The following is a 21,994-nucleotide window of genomic DNA, read 5'->3' on the forward strand; positions in this document are numbered from 1 at the left end:
AGTATCACGCCATGCTAGCGATGGCGTGATACTCAGTGCATTACAAATCAACACTCGCAATATTTTGCTTTAAAACATCGGCTGATTGGCGTAGCTTCTTCAGCTCATCATTGCTTAAATTTAGTTCCACTATTTGCTCAACCCCTTTAATGCCGATTTTGGTCGGAACACTGATACAGACATCATTAATGCCATATTCACCGTTTAAACGCACACTTATGGGTTGAACCGACGCTTTATCTGCAAGCAATAACGAAACTAACTTCGCAATTACCACGCCGATGGCCCAATTGGTGTACCCCTTACCATCAATAATTTTATAGGCTGCATTTTTAACTTGATCATACAAGTCTTCGATTTGATCTTGATGATAAGGAATACCAAGAACTTCATTACCTGCAACAGGAATTCCACCAATGTTGATCGTACTCCATGCGGCAAACTCTGAATCACCATGCTCACCTAGGATATAACCATGAATGGATGCGGGATCAACATCATAGTGTTCACCCAGTAAAGACTTTAATCGACTGGTATCTAATACCGTTCCTGTACCAATTACCTTAGTATTAGGGCGCTGTGTTAACTGCTGGAAAATGTAAGTTGTGATATCGACGGGATTTGACGCGATAACTACCAGCGCTTGCGGTGCAAATTGATCAATTTGAGCCGTGATATCTTTAAAGATGGCTGCATTTTTATTGAGTAGATCTAAACGCGTTTCCCCAGGCTTTTGAGATGCACCAGCCGTTATCACCACCACATCACAGCTTGCTAGATCGGCATAATCACCCGCTTTTACCTTAACTCGTCCGGTGATGCCTTGCCCATGCATCAGATCCAAAGCCTCCCCTTCGGCGCGAGCCTTATCAAGATCAACCAACACTATCTCACTGCAAATTTGCTGTAAGTAGATAGCATAAGCCCCGGCCATACCTACATTACCTGTTCCAACAATACCAACTGACTTAGATTTCATCTGAGTTCCTTTAAGTAAAAGTAATTTGTTACTGGATTAACTGATCTGTATATCCTGCCGCCACTAAGGCTTGATATGCCAAATCAGCTTGTTCTGAAACGGGCATAGCGATTTGATACCCCAACTCAGGGTAGCGTTTCATTCGCTGCATATCACCCACTAAGGTGTTTATTAATAGCTTTTTATCTATCGAATCATTAGGGTAATCAGCATAACTAAGATTAGGTCCTGTGACCATCACCGGAATGTCTGGAAAATGCTGCTTAAAGGTTGCATAAGCCCGTTTGGTAGCAAAATCCTTATGCACTAAGATAACTTGTTGCACATCGATATTGCGCTCAGCTAATAATGCCATGGAAAACTTAACATTTTCTCCAGTATTCGTGGCCCGTGGCTCCAACAATATTTGCTCCTGCGCCACCCCCACTAAGCGCGCTTGCTCGGCAAACAATTGCGCTTCGGTGGCGGTAAAGACCCCTTCGGTATTGCGCCCACAATTTCCCGAAAACACGATATAAGGCGCTAAACCCGCCAGCATTAAGGCTGCGCCATGTGTTGCACTGCGAATATCAACGGAGCCAAGCACAATAATGCAACTGGCAGGAGCTAAAGGGGAGTGCAGTGTCATCTCTTGCCAAAGGCAATTTGCATATTGATCTATCTGTTGCTCAGAAATCATTAATTCATACTCATGTTAACAAATAATGACAGGGTGACCATGTTGTGGGTGCCCGATGACTTGTGCATCTAAGCGAAACACGTCATGCAATAATGGCGCAGACAAAACTTCATGGGGCTTGCCTTGCGCCACCAAGCGTCCTTGATCTAACACCATGATCCTGTCTGCGTAGCGAGCCGCTAGATTTAAATCATGCAAAATGACAAAACATCCCACCTGATGCTCACGAAGCAGTTGTAATTGTTGCAACAATTGGTGTTGATGGAAAAGATCCAGTGCTGCGGTCGGTTCATCCAACAATAAATAGCGTCCACCTTGAGCAGGAGGCTCCCAAATTTGAGCCACAACACGAGCAAGTTGTACTCGTTGCTTTTCACCCCCTGATAAACAGGTATAAACTGCATTAGCTTTATACGCGATATCAAACATTTCCATCACTTGGCTGACGACAACATCATTTTCACTGTGGTGGGCGCTCTTATTCATCCGGCCAATATTAACGACTTCATGAGCACGAAAGGGAAAGTTTAATTGCGAAGATTGGGGCAACACGGCCATCTTTTCAGCCAACATGAAACCTGACCAATGTTGGCGGCATACGCCCTCAATCAAAACCTCCCCTTGGCCCAATACATCACCGCAAATGAGATTAAAAAGACTACTTTTCCCGGCGCCATTTGGCCCGACCAAGGCGACTATTTCATTGCAATCAAGAGCAAAATTAATCTCATTCAAGATGACTTTGTTATCACGAACTAAGTGACCATTAATGACTTCAAGCATACTAAACCATGTGGTTGCGCTGCTTTAACAGCAAATAGATGAAAAAGGGGGCGCCAATAATGCCCATGATCACTCCAACCGGCAGCTCAATGGGCATTAACGCAGTGCGCGCAATGAGATCGGCCGTTAACAATAAGCACGCCCCGAGTAAAGCGGAAAGCGGCAGGACAGCGCGATGGTCAGGCCCAACTAATAAGCGCACCAAATGGGGCACCACTAAACCCACAAAACCAATAAGCCCAACACAAGCGACACTCACGCCAACAGCTAAAGCCGTCAAACAAATCAGCATGTATTTCAGTCTTTGAACATTAACCCCTAGGTATCTAGCTTCAGATTCACCCAAGAGTAAAGCATTGAGAGGGGCTGCGGTATTACGTATGCTCACTAATAACAGTAAACAGACAAACGCCGCCAAGCTCACCATGATCCAATTCGCTCCCACTAAACTGCCTAACTGCCAAGCCACAATATTGCGCAGCACAGTGTCGTCAGCAAAATAATAAAGCATTGCGATACCCGACCCAGAAAGAGCGGTAATAGCAATGCCAGCAAGCAGCATAACGCTTACCGAAGTGCCAAGACGTGTGGTCGCGATGCGTAACACTAATAATGTCACCGCTATTCCACCGATAAACGCAGCCCCAGCGATATATATCTCTTGGCCTAGACTCGGTAACCCCGAGAACAAAATATGACTGGTGTAAATTGCCAAGGCGGCACCAAGGGCTGCCCCACTAGAGACCCCAACGATAGCGGGATCTGCCAAAGCATTTCGAAATAATCCTTGCATCATAGCGCCACAAACGGCCAAGTTGGCACCGATCAAGATACAAAGCAAAGTACGGGGTAAGCGTAAGCTTTCCATCACGATAATGTGCGTTGCGCTGACTCCTTCGAAAAATGGAAATACGATAGCGGTTAATGTTTGAATGCTTTGCCAGGGCCCAAATGCCAATGGCCCAATCATCAAAGAAGCTAAAGCAGCAATCAATAACAACGCCGAAAAAAACCAATAACAACGTGAGATACGACTACTTTTCACGCAAACCCTAGTGCTTAGATAAATGATAAGACTATGATACCACTATCAAGTAATGGGATCTTTTAAATGACGGGAGAAGCCGTATGATGCAGCCACTAAAAATTGCCTTAGTCGGACTTGGCGATATCGCACAAAAAGCTTGGCTGCCAATTGTTTGCCAACATAGCGAGATCACTCCGATCCTGTGTACCCGCAATCCCCAAGTGCTGGAGAAACTGGCAGCACAATATCGCGTTAGCGAAACCTATGATAATTATGACAAACTAATAGAAAGTAAGCCTGATGCCATCATGATCCACAGTGCCACTGTGAGTCATTTTGAACTTGCTCAAGCCAGTATCAAAGCAGGTATCGCCACCCTGGTCGATAAACCCATTAGCGACAACTTGCAAATGGTCGCCGAGCTTGTCAACTTAGCGCATAAACATCAGGTTATTCTCTACACTGGCTTTAATCGTCGATTTGCACCGCTACTCGCGCCAATCAAGCAAGTGCCGTTACGCCATCTGCGCTGGCAAAAAAATCGCCATGATCTGCCCGGAGATATTCGCAGCTTTATCTATGATGACTTTATTCATGTATTAGATAGCCTGCTCTACTATGCTGATTTCCCAGCTATAGAGGTTGAACAGCTGGATATTCAATTTCAAATGAAGCAGCAGCAACTCGCCGCTATCTACTTACGGATCAATACCGCACACACTCTATTAGAAGGCAGTATGAATCGCCTTGCAGGTGCCACATTTGAGCGCATAGAAGCCTTTGCGGAAAATCAACATTGGCAGATTGATGATTTACGTCAAGGCCAACATAGCGCCTTAGGCACAACGACTGCGATAGGATTTTCAGATTGGCAAAGCACTCTCTATAAACGAGGCTTTGAAAGCTTACTAGCGGATTGGTTAACGCTGGTTAAAACAGGCAAACAGCCTTCTGTCGATCTGGACAGGCTGTTAACCAGCCACCATATTTGTGAATACATAGTGAATTATATCCAAGCAAAGACAAGCAATTAGGTAATTCGCTGCTATATTTCAATAGAATTATAAAAAATTTTATATTTCGTTATCATTGCCTAACTTAACGCTAGCGAGCAACCTTGGGCACGAATGGATGGATTTATGTCAATTAGCAAACGTTTAATTAACAATAACTCTGAGTTAGAAATAATCATTCACGGTCGTTTTGATTATTCACTGCATCGTGAATTTCGTGCTTGCTATCAAGAGCAAAGCCCAGACTTAACTTACAACCTTAATCTCAGTGAAGCCCAGTATATGGACAGCTCAGCTTTAGGCATGATGCTATTGCTCAAGGAGCATACTGAAAAGTCAGATCAGGGACGAGTTAAGATCACACACCCTTCAGAAACCGTACTGAAAATTCTAAAAATTGCGCATATAGATAAGCTCATCGATATTGAGTGTTAGTGAATAATTCAGCTAACTGCAATCAACTACAGCAAACTACAATGGGCTAAGCAAAAACGGCTCTGTCTCTGCCACTTAATTTGGCCTGATATAAAGCTTTATCAGCCATTTCGATGAGGGCATCAGGAGACAAAGTCGGATCAGGGAAAATCGTCGCAACTCCAACACTGATAGTCACATTATCCCCTATATCACTGGCACTATGTGTGATGGTTAGCTCCCTCACCCCTTCAATAACGTTTTTGACCACTTGTGCCAACTCTTGTTCCGAAACACTAGGCAATAAAATCGCAAACTCTTCACCGCCGTAACGCGCCACCATTTCTCCAGAACGACGTGCATGTTTAACCAAGCTTTGAGCCACTTGTTGCAGCGCTTTATCGCCTTCAATGTGGCCATAACAATCATTAAATTCTTTAAACTTATCGACATCTATCATCAGTAAAGACAAGCTTTTACTGTGCCTTAGTGCGCGATCCCATTCGGAAGCCAAAGAGGAATCAAAAAAGCGGCGATTGCTAACGCCCGTCAATCCATCCATCATGGATAAGCGCTCTAACTGCGCATTGGCTGATTCTAACGCCCGATTGGCATTTTCTAGGGCATGATTCGCCGAGGCTAGCTCTGCGGTGCGCTCTAACACCCGCTGCTCTAGTTGTTTGTTAAACTCAAGTAGCTGCTCATCTTGACGCTTACGGAAAATTAATTGAGATAAGTTTGCCGCATAGAGCTTCAATACTTCTTTGTGGTGTAACTCTAATGGCCTGTGGTTGATCAGATTATCTACCGCTATCCAGCCTAAAGCTTGCTCGCCATCCCAAAGCGCCACCATTGCATTCCAACCGCGTCCGACTTCTTTTTTATTATGTTGCAGCGCGGTATCTTCAATCACAATCACGTAGTCTTTACGGCGCAGGGTTTCTTGCACTACAGGGTGATCAGGAATCACACTGCTATAGTAGCTTTCATCCACGACCTCACCATCTTCATTGGTGCCAAAAGTACCAAACATGCGATTACTTTCCTGATCAATCAAGAAAATAGCCATGCGATCTATCTGCAAGTAACGCAGCGCTAAACTAACCGAGCTGTAAAACAAGTCATTAAGGGTTTTGCTACGCGAGAGTTCAATCGTGACTCGATGCAACTCGGTCAATAGCGAAAGAAAGTGTTCTGACTGAAGCATCTTATCATGTAATGCTCTCGCGTTATCGGCACTTTCAGCTAATGCTAATTGGGCCTGCTCGGATAAAAATCGCTTTTCAAATTCGATCCCAATGGATTGAGCATACATTTTAATAATGTTTTGTTCGTCGATAGCTTGAACATCAATATCCATAGTGGTTTCAAGGAATAAAACCGCGATCACGGTTTGCTCATGAAAAATAGGCACCGCCACCTGTAAGCTTTCATGAATATCAAGATACTGGGTTTGCCATATATCATCTTCTGCTTGGAAGTTGATTTGGTAATCAAGAGATTTAGAGTAAGCCGCGGATTTGATGAAAGTGGCAGGCAAGTCATGATGTTTGCTTAATGCCGATTCGCCTGCAAAAAATTGCACCGCTTGGCCTGAATGCTTCATGGCCAAAACTTGAAATCCTTGATGAGCTAAAACCACCGCACTGAGTCTTGCCTTGGTATGAAGCTCAAGCTCTTGCAGTGTTTGCTGATAGACTTCAGCCATGTCACCGGCATTGGCAACCTGTTTTGATAGTAAACTGTAAAATCCGTTTTCAGTATTCATATATTCCAAGCGAGTTTTTAGCTAAACCACTTTATTCGAGGACATAGTCAGCTGGTTCCGTTTTAACTACTTGTCAAAGGGCTTTAACCCATAGCAATACGTTGATATGAAAGATAAAACACACTAAAACTCAAGCTAAGCTGATACTTGTCTGGCAGCATGCACAATTAATCTGAAGCTACCGATTGAATATAAGCCATAAAATCGAAAAAAACCGTTAGCTGTCGCTTAAATCGCTAAGATTATGAGCCCAACATAGCTTTAAGAGACAATAATTTGACTTACCGCATGTTTAGAACATGGGGCTGTCTTGCTGATTTCAGTGCTGCTTGTCGCAAAGCTATCAGATATACTTACGGATATTTTTTTAGAAGTGCCCATTATGACCAGCATTAGCTCTAGCCCAACTCCAGCCAGCCAAGTATTGGCACGTAACTTACATCTTTTTACCGCTAAAAGGGTACTTGTTGCCGGCGCGATTGAAGACACCTACCCTATTGAACTCGCAGATAAATGCGAATCAGTAAGAGTGTTTACTAGCCTTTATCCAACCTATTGTGCGTTAAAGCACAGTGATCGTATCGATTGCCAATTTAGCGCCAGTTATCAAGCTGACGACATTAATGCGGCGCACTTTGATGTCATCATCCTCTATGTGCCAAAAGCCAAAGCCGAAGTGGAATACTTACTTGCTAACTTAATGCCACACCTCAAGCTCAATGGCATGTTATATCTAGTAGGTGAGAATCGCGGAGGCATAAAGTCCATTGATAAACAACTGGCTCCCTATGCAAGCCAGACTACCAAACTGGATAGCGCCCGCCGCTGCAGTTTATTAGCGCTCGAAAAAAACCAAGCGAGCCCAGACTTTAACCTCGAAGATTGGCTAAGCCATTACTCGATTGAGATAAAAGGCGAGCAACTTGAAATCATCAGTCTACCTGGGGTGTTTAGCGCCAAGGAACTAGACCTAGGTACTCAGGTTTTGTTAGAGCATATCGCCCCATTAAAAGGCAACGCCCTAGACATAGGGTGTGGGGCTGGCGTCATCGGCAGTTATTTATTAAAACGTAACCCTGATCTCAGCTTGGATATGACAGATATTAACGCCCTTGCATTAGAGTCAACCCGACGAACCTTAGCGGCTAATGGTGTAACGGCCAACGTCTTTGCGAGTGACGTTTATAGTGATGTCAGCCAAAGGTATAACACACTCGTATCAAACCCACCGTTTCATGCAGGTCTAAACACCCATTATGGTGCGGCGGAGCAAATTATTAATCAAGCTCGCCAGTACCTGAAAATCCGTGGACGTTTAATCATCGTTGCTAACAAATTTTTACGCTACGAGCCAATATTCGAACAAACCTTTAGTCATTGCGAAACCCTGTTTGCCACCACCAAATTTAAGCTGCTCAGTAACTACCCAGACTAAATATTGTCATATCAATTAATTCATCATCATAGTCATCGCCTTGTAACTCATTATTCCAGTGTTCTGATTACAAGGTGATCCCTCTCTCAATCCCCACCAAAGCAGCAAAACAACCAGCAATAATTTTGAGAAAAAAATATCAGTGTGAAAAATCTATACTAATATTAGTGATTTATCTGAGTGTATTTGTCGTCTTTACCGTGGCTAGCTCTCATCATTTGCCATTTATTTACATTAAGTATTCACAATATCAGCAAAAAAAGATAAAACTAGACTCAAGTAATAAAAATGTCAGAATTCATTTAAGTGTCATGTTATTTCACTTAAATAGACTTACACACACTACCGTATGGTAGCTAAGTAAACATGATAATGGAGAAAATATGGCTGGTATCCTTGCGATGATCCTTGCCGGTGGTGAAGGCCGTCGCTTACACCCCTTGACTGAAAACCGTTCCAAGCCAGCAGTTCCTTTCGGGGGAAGCTATCGACTACTGGATTTTGCGTTAAACAATTTCGCTAACGCAGACATTCTAAAAATTTACGTGCTGACTCAATTTAAGTCGCAATCCCTCAACATTCACCTCAATCAGGCTTGGCACCTTTCGGGGATCACCGAGCGCTTCATTGATCCTGTACCAGCCCAGCAACGTGTTGGCAAGCGCTGGTACGACGGCACCGCAGATGCGATTTATCAAAATGAAAAGTTTATTGAAATCAACGAACCTGAGCATGTGTGTATTTTTGGCAGTGACCATATCTACAAAATGGATATTCGTCAGATGGCAGACTACCACAAGAAAAAAGGAGCTGATTTAACGGTTGCTGCGATCAAGGTTAGCAAAGACCAAGCGTATCATTTTGGTATCATTGAAGTAGATGAAGAAGGCCGGATGATTGGCTTTCAAGAAAAGCCAAGTGTTGAAGATGCAAAAACAATTCCAGGAGATGACCAACATGTCTTGGCATCGATGGGGAACTACATTTTCGAAACCAATACCCTATTACGTGAACTAAGACGCGATGCCGAACTAGAGGACTCTGACCACGACTTTGGTAAAGACATCATTCCGCACCTGTTCCCGCAAGGTAAAGTGTTTGTTTACAACTTTAATGACAACAAGATCCCTGGCGAGCCCGATGGCGTTTACTGGCGAGATGTGGGTACCTTAGATGCTTATTGGGAAGCGCACATGGACTTACTTCAAGATGAAGCGCCTTTCTCACTTTATAACCGAAAATGGCCGCTGCATACATTCCACCCTCCTTTACCACCTGCCACCTTTAAAGATTGTGGTGGCTTCAAAACCAAGGTGAGCCGTTCCTTGCTCTCTGCGGGTTGTTTTATCTTAGGTTCAGTTATTGAAAGCAGTGTATTAGGTTTTCATACTCATGTTCGCAGTGGTTCAAAAATTACCAACTCGGTGATTTTGGGTAGCGTGAAAATTGGTGAAGGATGCCGCATTAACCGAGCCATCATTGATAAAGAAGTTGAGATCGCACCTGGCACTATCATAGGTGAAGATATCGAGCAGGATAGAGCGCGTTTTCAAGTTTCCGATAATGGCATTGTTGTCATTGCGAAAAACTCAAAGATTGGCTTTGATTAAACATCAAAGCATCGCCTCAGATTATACTAAGGCAACGTAGCAAATGAATAAAATGCAGCAAACAAAATAATAAAAGCTGCTTGAAGAAACACTTACAGGGCCAAGTTGGGGTAACTCCCCTTATTGAAATGAATTAACATAAAGGATGTATTAATGGCACGAATTCTATCCATGGTGCTGGCAGGAGGTGAAGGAACTCGTCTTTACCCCTTGACCCAATCTCGCTCAAAGCCCTCGGTTCCCTTTGGTGGCAGCTATCGATTGATTGACTTCGCATTAAATAATTTCGTCAACTCTGACTTCATGCGTATTTACGTGTTGACGCAATTTAAATCTCAATCTCTCTATATTCACTTGCGTAAAGCATGGCGTGTGACCGGTATTTCAGGTCGATTTATTGACGCCATTCCTGCACAAATGCGCATGGGCAAACGCTGGTACGATGGCACTGCAGACGCCATTTACCAAAACTCTCGCTTTATCGAGTTAGACGAGCCTGATCACGTTTGTATTTTTGGCAGTGACCATATCTACAAAATGGACATTCGACAAATGGTCAACTTTCATCAAAAAAATGATGCTGAGTTGACAGTTGCTGCGATCCAAGTCCCCGTCAGCGAAGCTCATCATTTTGGCATTATTGAAATAGATGAAGAGGGTCGCATGATCGGCTTCCAAGAAAAGCCAAAGTCAAATCCGAAAACGATCCCTGGCGACCCCGACCACGTTTTAGCATCAATGGGTAACTATGTGTTTGAGGCAAAAACCTTAGTCAACGAGTTAAAAATTGATGCCGAAGACGAAAACTCTAGCCACGACTTTGGTAAAGACATCATTCCCAAGATGTACCCAAGAGGCAAGGTGTTTGTTTACAACTTTAATGACAACAAAATTGCGGGTGAACAAGAAGGTTCGTACTGGCGTGACGTGGGTACCATCAACGCCTATTGGCAAGCTCATATGGACTTATTGGAAGAAGAGCCTCCCTTCTCACTTTATAACCGCAAATGGCCGCTGCATACCTACTACCCGCCGCTGCCACCGGCCACCTTCACTGATTCCGATGTTCATGAATCAGAGATCAGTCAATCTTTGGTTTCCGATGGCTGCTATGTTTTAGGCTCAAGGATCCAAAAAAGTGTATTAGGTTTTCGTTGTCACATTCGTGCGGGCTCGCAAATTTCTGGCACCATCATGCTAGGAAATACCAAAGTCGGTGAAAACTGTACTATTCGTAACACCATCATAGATAAGGGCGTTGAAATTGCCCCTGGTACCGTGATTGGTGAGGATTTAGAGTTAGATCGTCGCCGCTTTACCGTATCCGAAGACGGCATAGTCGTGATCCCAAAAGGCGCCAAGGTTGGCTTCTAAAATGTCATAATTAAAGCGGCTCACGAGCCGCTTTTTCAATTACAATAAAAACAAAAGTCGTATCCACAAGGAACCCATTTTGACCAATAATAAACTAAAAATTCTGTTTGTTGCCTCTGAGGTTGAGGGCTTCGCCAAAACAGGAGGCTTAGCGGATGTTGCCAAAGCGCTGCCTTTAGCACTTCATGAAAGGGGCCATGATGTTCGCGTCATGATGCCACTGTATCGCACTGTTAAAGGTGCTGAGCAAGCTGAGTTTGTCTGTAACCAAACCATACGCCCGCAAAGTGGCTTGCCTGAAATTCCTTATACCATCAAACGATTGAAGCAAGGCAATGTGACTGTTTATGGCATAGACAGTGCCCATTATTTTGACCGAGCAGGTTTATACGGTGAAGATGATCACGCCTACAATGATAACGGCGAGCGTTTCGCATTCTTTTCGTTAGCCATCATTCAAAGTTGTGAAGCAATTGATTTTACTCCGGATATTATCCACTGTAATGATTGGCATACGGCACTGGTGCCATTTTTATTAAAAACCCGCTTTCACGATCACGGTCGTTTTGTCCATACCAAAACCGTGTTGACCTGTCACAATGCTGCCTACCAGGGCATCTTTGATAAATCTCAGCTGAAACTAATTCCTGAGATCAACAGCTGTATGGATCATCGTGTTCTTGAGAATTATAGCTATATCAACTATTTGAAAGCAGGGGTTTTATTTGCAGATAAAATCAATGCGGTCAGCCCCAATTACGCCTCAGAGTTACTTACCCCACTGGGCTCTCACGGCATGTCTCATTGTTTTGTTGATCGTATTCGCGACTTTGAAGGTATTATTAATGGCTGTGATTACAATGACTGGAATCCAGAAACGGATCCTCACCTACCACAAAATTATTCTGCCAATGACTTAAGTGGTAAAGCAGTCTGTAAAGCCAAGCTACAACAAGACGTAGGCCTACCCACTGAAAATAAAGCCCTGTTTGGCATGGTCTGTCGTCTTACAGAACAAAAAGGCTTCAATATTTTATTGCCAGCACTTGAAGCATTATTGTTGCACGATGTTCAATTAGTTATTGTCGGTACCGGCGATCCCGCCATTACAGGCCACCTAAAATCACTAGAGCAGCATCACGGCGACAAATTTAGATTCATGAATACCTATAGTGATTATTTATCACATATGGTTGAGGCCGGAGCAGACTTCTTCCTGATGCCGTCACTGTTTGAACCTTGCGGTCTAAATCAGCTGTATAGCCTAGCTTATGGCACCTTGCCAATTGTACGTGGCGTTGGCGGCCTCAAAGATACCGTGAATGACTATGATCAAGACCACGAAAATGGTAATGGCTTTATGTTCTATGAGCCAGAGCCGGTTGACCTTACCAACTTACTGCGTCGAGTATTATTATTATACCTAGAGCAGCCAGATGAGATCGCGCGTTTGCAAAAGCAAGCCATGCTATCTCACTTTTACTGGTCGGAGTCCGTCATCCAGTACGAACGTCTCTATGCCAAGGCATTAGAGCGTTATGCTTTATAGCTCACATGATGGCAAAGGGCTAAGCTTGCTTTAGCCCTTCAAGACAAATTTAGGTATATACTGAATTAACTACTTATCTCTTCTAGGAGACACTATGGCACTGGGCATTGATGTACATAATTTTACCGAAAAATTTGTCAGTGAACGCTTTGCGCAATTAGATCTTTATCGTCGCTTTGATAATGAGTTTTTAGAAGATCTGGCATGTATTGTGCTCAACAAGCTACCGGTTCATTACATTCGCTATGATGTTGACATGTATAACTATATGAAAGATGAAGATAAAGTAGCGTTGAAACAAAAGGTAGAAAAGGCCGTTGATGAGTCCATCGAGTTTTTATTTGATGAAAAGCGGATAAAATTTACCCGAGATGAGCAAGCCGAATAACCTTTCTTAGGCTATACCATCCCCTCAAATGACAACAATATCGCCAATGCAAACAGCGTAAACATTGGCGATATCATTATAAATGGACGCATGGCAGGAACTAACAGCATCACTGGCGCAATCAAGATACATATAGCCATTACCAAATTCATCGCCCACCTCTAAAAAACTAAGATAAAAAACCATAAAGACAAACACTTAGTTTCGTCTATGCTTAAATAAAACAAGTTGAAATACACTTTAATGATAATGATTACCATTAGCAAGTAAAATTTGGAGGTGGTTATGTTTGTTGTCTTATACCAATGGCAATTACGACCGGAGCGGGTTAAAGAATTCAAGGAAGGTTGGAGTGAAATAGTGCATCGTAATATAGAAAAATACGGTGCTCTGGGCTCTATCCTGCACCAAAGCAATGACAATACTTGGTATTCATACAGCCAGTGGACTAGCAAAGCCTGCTGGGAAAGTGCGTTTAATATGGATGACTCTCATCAAGAAGCGCGAAAAAAAATGCTCTCAGCCATTTTAAGAACACATACCCCCATCGCCATGACGCCGGTATTAGACCACCTCGTCAGTGATGAAATGTTAACTCAGCCATATCCATAAAGCAGGCATAAAAAAAGCCCCAACCTAGGTTGGGGCTTTTTAAAATTGGTGCCCGAGGGCGGACTTGAACCGCCACTTCCGAAGAAACCTGATTTTGAATCAGGCGTGTCTACCAATTTCACCACTCGGGCTAAATTTTATTACAGCTGTCGCTGTAGAACTGTTGCCGATTATACTCAAGGCATACACCTTGGCAAGCGCTTTTATACAGATCTCCGCTAGATCTAAATCAAGTGCTCACTAATTCATCAATTTCATATTTTTATGCGTCATTGCACTACTAAAAACCCCATCTTTGGTACAATCCCAACCTATCTTTATTTGCCTGATCAAAACAACCATGAAGAAAAACAAAAAACGTAACGCAGCGGCGAGTGCTGCTCCCCAAGTAAACCCTTTTGTAAATTTACCCTCAGCAGGCCTAGCTAGACGCTTAGGCGCGCTCGTCTATGATAGCTTGGTAGTCGCTGCGGTATTGATGTTTACAGCAGGCTTAGGTGCAGGCGTTGCCATGGTAATAGAAGCCATGGGATTTATCTCAACCCAAGGTTATGTCGATATGGCCGATTACCTAAGTAAAAACCTGGTCTATCAACTCTGGATCTGGTTTATTTTTGTTGGTTTTTATGTGTTTTTTTGGACGCGAGGTGGTCAAACCATTGGCATGCGCGCTTGGCGACTAAGGATTCAAAATGAAGATGGCACGGCCATTAACAAAACTCAAGCCGTGATCCGCCTTGCCACCGCTTGTTGTGGTTTAGGTAACTTATTCGTGCCGTTTAACAAACCCAAACATCGCAGCTTTCAAGACCATTGGGCCGACTGCGAAATGGTGGTGTTAACTAAAGAGCTCAACAATCGCGTGACCATTAAAGGCATCAAGTGGTACTAACGCTTAGTCATTAGTAACAGGGCTGTTGCCCTGTTACTGAGTCAATAATGTGCGGTATTAGCTTTGTCGTTTCAACAGCAATGCTGATAGCACCACAAAGCATAAGCTAGGTGTTATCGCTCCCACTAAAGGCGGCAGATTAAACACCAAACTTACCGGCCCAAACATTTCGTTGGACACATAAAAAGTAAAGCCAACCACTATCCCCATCATCAATCTTGCGCCCATGGTGACGGTACGCAGTGGACCAAAGATAAATGAAATAGCCAACAACATGGTTACCAGCACCGTAAATGGCACCATCACTGCACGCCAAAAGGCTAGCTGATAGCGCGCCGCATCTTGTTTATTGGCCTGCAGGTAATCAATGTAATCCCACAAATTACGCATCGACATATCTTCTGGTTTTATGGTCACCACACTTAACTTGTCAGGTGTTAACCCCGAAACCCACTCTTGTTGAGCAATATGCTCCGCGCTAACCTGCTTGTGGGTGAAAACCATTTTGGTAATGTCATATGCCTGCCATGCTTGATTTTTGTATTCTGCCTGAGCAGCATGTAAAGAATGAGTGAGTTCCAACTCATCATTAAAAACGAACACGCTAACATCATAAAGCTGAGTCTTATTACGCACTTCACCTATGCTGACAAAGTTCTCCCCGTCCTTTGCCCAAACACCATATTGAGAGCTGATAACATCCCCCCCATAGGTAGCCCCTCTCCTTAGCTCTTTTGCAGCCTGCTCCGAGATAGGTGAAACAAACTCGCCCATCACCATCACCAATACCATAATTGGAATGGCGGTTTTCAATACCGCAAAGGCAATTCGTAGCTTAGAAATACCCGCCGCTTGCATCACCACCAACTCACTGCTGCTCGCAAGTGAACCAAGCCCAATCAGCGAGCCAATTAAAGCTGCCATAGGGAAAAACAGCTCAATTTCTTTAGGCATTTTCAACAGCACATAAAGTGCCGCCGTCATCACATCGTAATCCCCTTGCCCGACTTTGCCTAACTGCTCAACGAACTTAATGATGGCACTCAAACCCACTAGCGTCAGTAAACAAAGTAAGGTTGCAGCTATGATAGTGCGGCCAATATAACGATCAAGAATTCCCATGATTAACTCCCTTTTTGACCACTAGCCGCAGCATTACGTTTAAATAAGCGTACAAAATTTATCCGCTCATGAAGGTTTAGATAAATCCCCACCAGCAAGAACGTAATTTGCACCAACCACATACTCATCAGAGGCAAAGAGCCTTCTTCGATACCACTGCGACAAGCACTAAGGAGCAAGAAATAAGATAAGTAAATGAGTAAAGCGGGCAATAACTTAGCATAACGCCCTTGGCGAGGGTTTACCGCCGCCATCGGCACGACAATAAAGGTTAAAATTAAAATCGAAACGGGTAAAGCAATGCGCCATTGCAATTCGACTTGATAGGCTAGTTCATTAGAGTCTAATAATTCTATGGTTGGAATTGTATCCACCTTACGTCGACCATCTTTTGCTTCACGGCTTTCTAACACCATCGAAAAGCTGTCGAAATAGGTAACCTGATAATCTTTAGAGCCGGACATCCCCTCAACGCGCTGGCCGTCATACAGGGTTAATATTTCAGCGCCATCTTGCTCTGTGACCTTACCCGATTTAGCCGATATCACAGAAGGACGAGTCCCTTCTTCTTTAGGCCAATGGGCAGCAAAGATTTTGTTTAGTTGAAACCCTTTTTCGTAATTTTCCACATACACCACACCCGCATCTCCGGGCACCGAGTGAAAACGCCCTTCAACTAGAGTTGCAAGACCCGCATCGGCTTGAGCCGATTCAATCACTTCTCGTTCTTTTTCATTTGCACTAGGCGCAAGGTAAAAGGTAATAGATGCCGCGGCTGCAGCCGTCAAAAAGGCCAAAATCATAGTGGATTTCAATACATTGCGCGGACTATAACCACACGCTGTCATCACCACCATTTCACTTTCTGCATATAACCGACCATGGGCCAGCAACACAGCAATAAATAAGCTAATCGGGATCATTAAAGAGCCCAAAGACGGGAGATTTAACCATAAAATAGTCATCACCAGATCCGCCGGAATATTGCCATTGACCGCATCAGCCAACACGCGCACAAATTTTTGGCTGATAAAAATCAGCAACAAAATAAACAACACCGCAAATTGGGTCTTAACGGTTTCTCGCAACAGATAACGAAACAGAATCACAGCAGTTTCCTAAGAATCATCGGCACTTTTGCCCCAAATAAGCCCATATATTATTAAACTTATTATCCAAAACAGATTAATTAACTCATATCGCTCTACATTCTAAGTAGCGGTAAAGTATCACAAAAATTAGCTGAAATAGGCCAAAACAGGCTAACTAAACTTGTGTTTTTGCTGGCGTGAGCCAGTATTTTAGGTAAACTTATTATTTTTAGCACTTACCAAATTAAACACAATGTTAGGAAGTCGCATCATCAGCTTTATCTAGTATGCGAAAAATAGCAGCTTTTGACCTTATTATGAAGGAGAGTCCATGGAGTTTAGTGTAAAAAGTGGCAGCCCAGAAAAACAACGCAGCGCTTGTATTGTTGTGGGGGTATTCGAGCCGAGGCGCTTAACTCCGGTGGCCGAGCAACTAGATAAGGTCAGCGATGGTTATTTAAGCGCACTTTTACGCCGCGGCGATTTAGAAGGCAAAGCAGGTCAAATGCTGCTATTGCACCATGTACCCAATATGCTTAGCGAGCGTGTGCTATTGGTTGGCTGCGGTAAAGAGCGTGAACTCGACGAGCGTCAATATAAGCAAATCATCCGTAAGACCATCAGCACCCTGAATGAAACCGGCTCGATGGAAGCGGTATGCTTTTTAACCGAGCTGCACGTAAAAGGCCGTGACACCTATTGGAAAGTGCGCCAAGCGGTAGAGGCTGCCGACGATAGCCTGTACACCTTTAACCAGCTAAAAAGCAACCCAGGTGAAACGCGACGCCCACTGCGCAAATTAGTCTTTAATGTACCCACCCGTAAAGAGCTAAGCTTGAGTGAAGCCGCCATTAATCATGGTTTAGCAGTCGCGAAAGGGGTTAAACAATGTAAAGATTTGGGCAACTTACCGCCTAACATCTGCAACCCACAATACCTTGCCGAGCAAGCGCTGCAGTTGGCCGAAAAATACGACACCATCACCACATCTGTGGTTGGCGAAGCCGAGATGGCTGAGCTAGGGATGAATTCCTACCTTGCGGTGGGCCGCGGCTCTCACAATGAATCGAAGATGTCGATCATTGAATACAAGCAAGGTGAAACCAGCGGCAAACCTATTGTTCTAGTCGGTAAAGGTCTCACCTTTGATGCGGGTGGCATTTCCCTAAAACCTGGCGCAGGCATGGACGAAATGAAGTACGACATGGGTGGCGCTGCCAGCGTATTTGGTACCATGGTTGCCCTAGCCAAACTGAACCTGCCAATTCATGTTATCGGCGTGCTAGCCGCTGCTGAAAACATGCCCGATGCCAACGCTTATCGCCCTGGTGATATTTTAACCACCATGTCGGGACAAACCGTTGAAGTGCTCAACACCGATGCCGAAGGCCGTTTGGTATTGTGTGATGCTCTGACCTATGTTGAGCGTTTTGACCCTGAACTGGTGATTGACGTAGCCACCCTCACTGGCGCTTGTGTGGTTGCCTTAGGCCATCATATCTCTGGTCTAATGAGCAACCACAATCCATTAGCCCATGAATTAATCAACGCATCAGAGCAAGCGGGCGACAGAGCTTGGCGTTTACCGATGGGCGATGAATATCAAGAGCAGTTAGAAAGCCCGTTTGCGGATATGGCCAATATCGGCGGCAAATCAGCAGGCACCATCACTGCGGCTTGTTTCTTGTCACGCTTTACCAAAAAGTATCACTGGGCACACCTAGATATCGCGGGCACCGCATGGCGCAGTGGCGGCAAAGATAAAGGCTCAACCGGACGACCTGTGCCCATGTTGACCCAGTTTTTAATTAACAAAAGCGGCGTCAACGTCGAAGAATAATGACTCAAGGGATGTTTTACCTCATGAGTCAAACCAATGAGCCGCAAGTTAACCTTCCGGCTCATTTTGCTTTTGCTTGCCAATTAGCAGCTCATCATTACCAGCAAGGACAAAAGGTTTTTATCGCCACCGATAATCAAGCCGATGCCTTTTTGATTGATGAACACCTTTGGCAGTTTAATGGTGATAGCTTTGTGCCTCACCAACTGACGGGAGAGCCTCCTTTTTATGGTGTCGCCGTCGAAATTGGCTGGCAAAGAGCAAAACAAAGACGACAAGTACTGATTAACTTGCGTACAATAGCACCAGAATTTGCAACCGAGTTTGCACAAGTGGTAGATTTCGTTCCCATAGACGAACTGCTAAAACAGCAAGCACGCCAACGTTATGCCAGATACAAACAATGGGGCATTTCGCTTGCGACGACACAACTAGACTAAATACCGCTGACAGAGATACCTCTCTGACTGAGATTTAACCCGTAATTTAAGCCGGTTACTTAAATTGCACTAATTTGACAGAAGCTGACACTGAATATGGAAAAAACCTATAATCCTCAATCAATTGAGCAAAAACATTACCAAAAATGGGAAGAGCAAGGCTACTTCAAACCCCACGGTGATACCACTAAAGACAGCTACTGTATTATGATCCCGCCGCCAAACGTCACCGGCAGCCTGCACATGGGTCATGCTTTCCAAGATACCATTATGGATACCTTAGTACGCTACCAGCGCATGCAAGGTAAAAATACCCTGTGGCAAGTGGGCACAGACCACGCAGGTATTGCCACCCAAATGGTGGTTGAGCGTAAAATCGCCGCCGAAGAAGGCAAAACCAAAAATGACTACGGCCGTGAAGCCTTTATTGACAAAATTTGGGATTGGAAAGCGGAATCTGGCGGGACTATCACCAAGCAACTACGTCGCCTTGGCGCATCGGTAGACTGGGATCGTGAACGCTTTACCATGGATCCCGGCATGTCTAAAGCGGTGCAAGAAGTCTTTGTAAAATTATTCCAAGAAGATCTTATCTATCGTGGCAAGCGCCTCGTTAACTGGGATCCAAAACTGCACACGGCTATTTCTGATTTAGAAGTAGAAAACAAAGACGTAAAAGGCAACATGTGGCATTTTCGCTACCCATTAGCCGATGGCATCACAACGCCTGACGGCAAAAACTACATAGTCGTTGCCACTACGCGTCCAGAAACCATGCTGGGCGATACCGGTGTTGCGGTTAACCCAGAAGACCCGCGCTACCAAGCCTTGATCGGTAAATTCATCGAATTACCTTTGGTTGGCCGCCGCATCCCTATCGTGGGTGACGAGCATGCCGACATGGAAAAAGGCACAGGTTGTGTAAAAATCACCCCAGCCCACGACTTTAACGACTATGAGGTAGGTAAACGTCATCAACTGCCGATGATCAACATTCTTACCTTCAACGCAGAAATTCGTGACAGCGCCGAAGTGTTTAATACCAACGGCGAAAAATCAGATGCTTACAGCACTGAATTACCAGCGCAATTCCAAGGCCTTGAGCGCTTTGCAGCGCGTAAAGCCATCGTTGCGGCATTTGAAGAGCTTGGTCTGTTAGAAGAAATTAAAGATCACGATTTAACCGTGCCTTATGGCGATCGTGGCGGCGTAGTGATTGAACCTATGCTAACCGACCAATGGTATGTTCGCGTTGCACCGCTAGCCAAAACCGCCACCGAAGCGGTTGAGAATGGCGACATTCAATTTGTGCCAAAACAATACGAAAACATGTATTTCTCTTGGATGCGCGACGTTCAAGACTGGTGTATTTCGCGCCAATTGTGGTGGGGTCACCGCATCCCAGCTTGGTACGACGATCAAGGTAATGTTTATGTGGGTCACGACGAAGCACAAGTGCGCAGCGACAATAACATCGCAGCCGATGTTGCCTTGCGCCAAGATGATGACGTATTAGATACTTGGTTCTCCTCTGCCCTTTGGACCTTCTCAACCTTAGGTTGGCCAGACGACACCGAAGCCCTCAAAACCTTCCACCCAACCGATGTGTTGGTAACCGGTTTTGACATTATCTTCTTCTGGGTAGCGCGCATGATCATGATGACCATGCACTTTATCAAGGACGAAAACGGCAAGCCGCAAGTGCCATTCAAGACGGTTTACGTGACCGGCTTAATCCGTGACGAAAACGGCGATAAAATGTCTAAGTCTAAAGGTAACGTACTGGACCCATTAGACATGATTGACGGTATCGATCTTGAAAGCTTGGTTGAAAAACGTTGTGGCAACATGATGCAGCCTCAGCTGGCAGCTAAGATTGAAAAGAACACCCGCAAGGCCTTCCCAGAAGGCATCGAAACCCATGGTACCGATGCCTTACGTTTCACCCTAGCAGCACTAGCTTCAACGGGCCGTGACATTAACTGGGACATGAAGCGCCTAGAAGGTTACCGCAACTTCTGTAACAAGCTTTGGAACGCCAGTAACTATGTGTTTATGCACACAGAAGATAAAGATCTCACTGGCGTAGCCGAGTTCAGCCTAGCGGATCGCTGGATCCAAGGTCAGTTGCAGCAAACCATCAAAACTTACCGCGATCACCTAGATGCGTACCGTTTTGACCTAGCCGCCAACACCTTATACGACTTTACTTGGAACGAGTTCTGTTCTTGGTATCTCGAGCTAACCAAACCAGTACTGTTTAAAGGTACCCCAGAGCAGCAACGCGGCACCCGTCAAACCTTAGTGGATGTATTAGAAACGCTACTTCGTTTAGCGCATCCTATGCTGCCATACATTACCGAAGAAATTTGGCTACGCGTTAAACCGCTAGCGGGTAAAACCGGCGAGACCATCATGCTAGAGGCCTTCCCTGAAGTGGATGAAAGCAAGCTAGATGCCGACGCCATTGCCGATCTGGAATGGGTTAAGCAAGTGATCTTAGCGGTGCGTAATATCCGTGGTGAAATGGACATCAGTCCGAACCTGCCGCTTAATGCGCTGCTTAAGAATGCGTCGACCGAAGATCAGCGCCGCTTTAACGAAAACCAAAGCTTCTTAAACTCGTTAGCGAAACTTGAAACCGTAACGGTACTTCAAGAAGGTGACACCGCGCCAGCTTCTGTTACTAACCTAGTGGGTAAAATGGAGCTACTTATCCCAATGGCTGGCCTCGTGGACAAAGAAGCTGAATTGGCGCGTCTGGCCAAGCAAGCTGAAAAAGTGGCCAAAGATCTGGACAAGGTTACTGCTAAACTGGGCAACGAGAAGTTCGTAGGCAAAGCGCCACAAGAAGTAATCGCCAAGGAGCAAGCTAAGCAGCAAGAGCTACAAGAAGCGCTCGATAAAATTGAAGCGCAGCAAGCAACGATTGCCGCACTTTAATACCGGCACGCGATTAGCTTTACTTGCTCTATCAA

Annotated in this window: 19 protein-coding genes and 1 tRNA gene; 12 read left to right on the forward strand and 8 right to left on the reverse strand. The window is 44.7% G+C overall.

Annotated elements, in window-relative coordinates:
* Positions 1-40: 40 nt before the first annotated feature.
* From ACK8OT_RS04720 to ACK8OT_RS04735, 4 genes are read right to left on the reverse strand one after another with little or no spacing between them, the layout of a single operon-like run.
* Positions 41-979: an L-lactate dehydrogenase gene (locus ACK8OT_RS04720; protein ID WP_410195360.1), complete on the reverse strand. Its 939-nt coding sequence runs from the start codon at positions 977-979 to the stop codon at positions 41-43.
* Between the two features lie 28 nt (positions 980-1,007).
* Complete coding sequence (locus ACK8OT_RS04725; protein WP_410195361.1) at positions 1,008-1,658, reverse strand: YdcF family protein; 651 nt, start codon at positions 1,656-1,658, stop codon at positions 1,008-1,010.
* 15 nt (positions 1,659-1,673) lie between these two features.
* On the reverse strand, positions 1,674-2,441 hold the full coding sequence (locus ACK8OT_RS04730; RefSeq protein ID WP_410195362.1) for a heme ABC transporter ATP-binding protein: 768 nt from the start codon (positions 2,439-2,441) through the stop codon (positions 1,674-1,676).
* A 1-nt stretch (position 2,442) separates the two neighbouring features.
* Positions 2,443-3,486, reverse strand: a complete 1,044-nt coding sequence (locus ACK8OT_RS04735; RefSeq protein WP_410195363.1) for a FecCD family ABC transporter permease — start codon at positions 3,484-3,486, stop codon at positions 2,443-2,445.
* An 83-nt stretch (positions 3,487-3,569) separates the two neighbouring features.
* On the opposite strand from ACK8OT_RS04735, the gene ACK8OT_RS04740 reads away from it, so the two are divergent.
* Together ACK8OT_RS04740 and ACK8OT_RS04745 are read left to right on the forward strand one after the other, a co-directional pair.
* Entirely contained in the window at positions 3,570-4,502 is a 933-nt protein-coding gene (locus ACK8OT_RS04740) for a Gfo/Idh/MocA family protein (RefSeq protein ID WP_410195364.1), read from the forward strand.
* Between the two features lie 105 nt (positions 4,503-4,607).
* Positions 4,608-4,916: an STAS domain-containing protein gene (locus ACK8OT_RS04745; protein WP_410195365.1), complete on the forward strand. Its 309-nt coding sequence runs from the start codon at positions 4,608-4,610 to the stop codon at positions 4,914-4,916.
* Between the two features lie 46 nt (positions 4,917-4,962).
* On the opposite strand, the gene ACK8OT_RS04750 is transcribed toward ACK8OT_RS04745, so the two are convergent.
* Positions 4,963-6,663, reverse strand: coding sequence for a sensor domain-containing diguanylate cyclase (locus tag ACK8OT_RS04750; RefSeq protein WP_410195366.1), 1,701 nt, complete (start codon positions 6,661-6,663; stop codon positions 4,963-4,965).
* Between the two features lie 382 nt (positions 6,664-7,045).
* Here ACK8OT_RS04750 and rsmC point away from each other — a divergent pair, with 382 nt between their 5' ends.
* The 6 genes from rsmC to ACK8OT_RS04780 all read left to right on the forward strand — a co-directional run bounded on the left by rsmC (position 7,046) and on the right by ACK8OT_RS04780 (position 13,631).
* Entirely contained in the window at positions 7,046-8,098 is a 1,053-nt protein-coding gene (gene rsmC, locus ACK8OT_RS04755) for a 16S rRNA (guanine(1207)-N(2))-methyltransferase RsmC (protein ID WP_410195367.1), read from the forward strand.
* 383 nt (positions 8,099-8,481) lie between these two features.
* Positions 8,482-9,708 (forward strand): glucose-1-phosphate adenylyltransferase, encoded by a 1,227-nt coding sequence (gene glgC / locus ACK8OT_RS04760; RefSeq protein WP_410195368.1) that lies wholly within the window; start codon positions 8,482-8,484, stop codon positions 9,706-9,708.
* A gap of 153 nt (positions 9,709-9,861) precedes the next feature.
* A complete protein-coding gene (glgC, locus tag ACK8OT_RS04765; RefSeq protein WP_410195369.1) occupies positions 9,862-11,082 on the forward strand; it encodes a glucose-1-phosphate adenylyltransferase in 1,221 nt (406 codons plus the stop codon).
* A 79-nt stretch (positions 11,083-11,161) separates the two neighbouring features.
* On the forward strand, positions 11,162-12,631 hold the full coding sequence (gene glgA, locus ACK8OT_RS04770) for a glycogen synthase GlgA (RefSeq protein WP_410195370.1): 1,470 nt from the start codon (positions 11,162-11,164) through the stop codon (positions 12,629-12,631).
* 94 nt (positions 12,632-12,725) lie between these two features.
* Entirely contained in the window at positions 12,726-13,019 is a 294-nt protein-coding gene (locus tag ACK8OT_RS04775; RefSeq protein ID WP_410195371.1) for a late competence development ComFB family protein, read from the forward strand.
* A 285-nt stretch (positions 13,020-13,304) separates the two neighbouring features.
* Complete coding sequence (locus tag ACK8OT_RS04780) at positions 13,305-13,631, forward strand: antibiotic biosynthesis monooxygenase family protein (RefSeq protein ID WP_410195372.1); 327 nt, start codon at positions 13,305-13,307, stop codon at positions 13,629-13,631.
* 46 nt (positions 13,632-13,677) lie between these two features.
* On the opposite strand, the gene ACK8OT_RS04785 is transcribed toward ACK8OT_RS04780, so the two are convergent.
* Positions 13,678-13,762: transfer RNA gene (locus tag ACK8OT_RS04785), tRNA-Leu, on the reverse strand.
* A 209-nt stretch (positions 13,763-13,971) separates the two neighbouring features.
* Between ACK8OT_RS04785 and ACK8OT_RS04790 the strand changes: the two genes are divergently transcribed.
* Positions 13,972-14,523: an RDD family protein gene (locus ACK8OT_RS04790; RefSeq protein WP_410195373.1), complete on the forward strand. Its 552-nt coding sequence runs from the start codon at positions 13,972-13,974 to the stop codon at positions 14,521-14,523.
* A 57-nt stretch (positions 14,524-14,580) separates the two neighbouring features.
* Here ACK8OT_RS04790 and lptG read toward each other — a convergent pair whose 3' ends face one another.
* Together lptG and lptF are read right to left on the reverse strand one after the other, a co-directional pair.
* Positions 14,581-15,645 carry an LPS export ABC transporter permease LptG gene (gene lptG / locus ACK8OT_RS04795; protein ID WP_410195374.1) on the reverse strand — a complete coding sequence of 355 codons (1,065 nt, stop codon included), beginning with the start codon at positions 15,643-15,645 and terminating at the stop codon, positions 14,581-14,583.
* Positions 15,646-15,647: 2 nt separating this feature from the next.
* Positions 15,648-16,754: an LPS export ABC transporter permease LptF gene (gene lptF, locus ACK8OT_RS04800; protein ID WP_410195375.1), complete on the reverse strand. Its 1,107-nt coding sequence runs from the start codon at positions 16,752-16,754 to the stop codon at positions 15,648-15,650.
* Positions 16,755-17,067: 313 nt separating this feature from the next.
* Between lptF and pepA the strand changes: the two genes are divergently transcribed.
* The 3 genes from pepA to ACK8OT_RS04815 all read left to right on the forward strand — a co-directional run bounded on the left by pepA (position 17,068) and on the right by ACK8OT_RS04815 (position 21,959).
* Positions 17,068-18,576 (forward strand): leucyl aminopeptidase, encoded by a 1,509-nt coding sequence (gene pepA, locus ACK8OT_RS04805; RefSeq protein ID WP_410195376.1) that lies wholly within the window; start codon positions 17,068-17,070, stop codon positions 18,574-18,576.
* Between the two features lie 11 nt (positions 18,577-18,587).
* On the forward strand, positions 18,588-19,016 hold the full coding sequence (locus tag ACK8OT_RS04810) for a DNA polymerase III subunit chi (protein WP_410195377.1): 429 nt from the start codon (positions 18,588-18,590) through the stop codon (positions 19,014-19,016).
* A gap of 96 nt (positions 19,017-19,112) precedes the next feature.
* Positions 19,113-21,959 carry a valine--tRNA ligase gene (locus tag ACK8OT_RS04815; RefSeq protein WP_410195378.1) on the forward strand — a complete coding sequence of 949 codons (2,847 nt, stop codon included), beginning with the start codon at positions 19,113-19,115 and terminating at the stop codon, positions 21,957-21,959.
* Positions 21,960-21,994 lie beyond the last annotated feature (35 nt).

The organism is Motilimonas thetidivivens (genome assembly GCF_046452435.1).
GTDB lineage: Bacteria > Pseudomonadota > Gammaproteobacteria > Enterobacterales > CBDFNC01 > Motilimonas.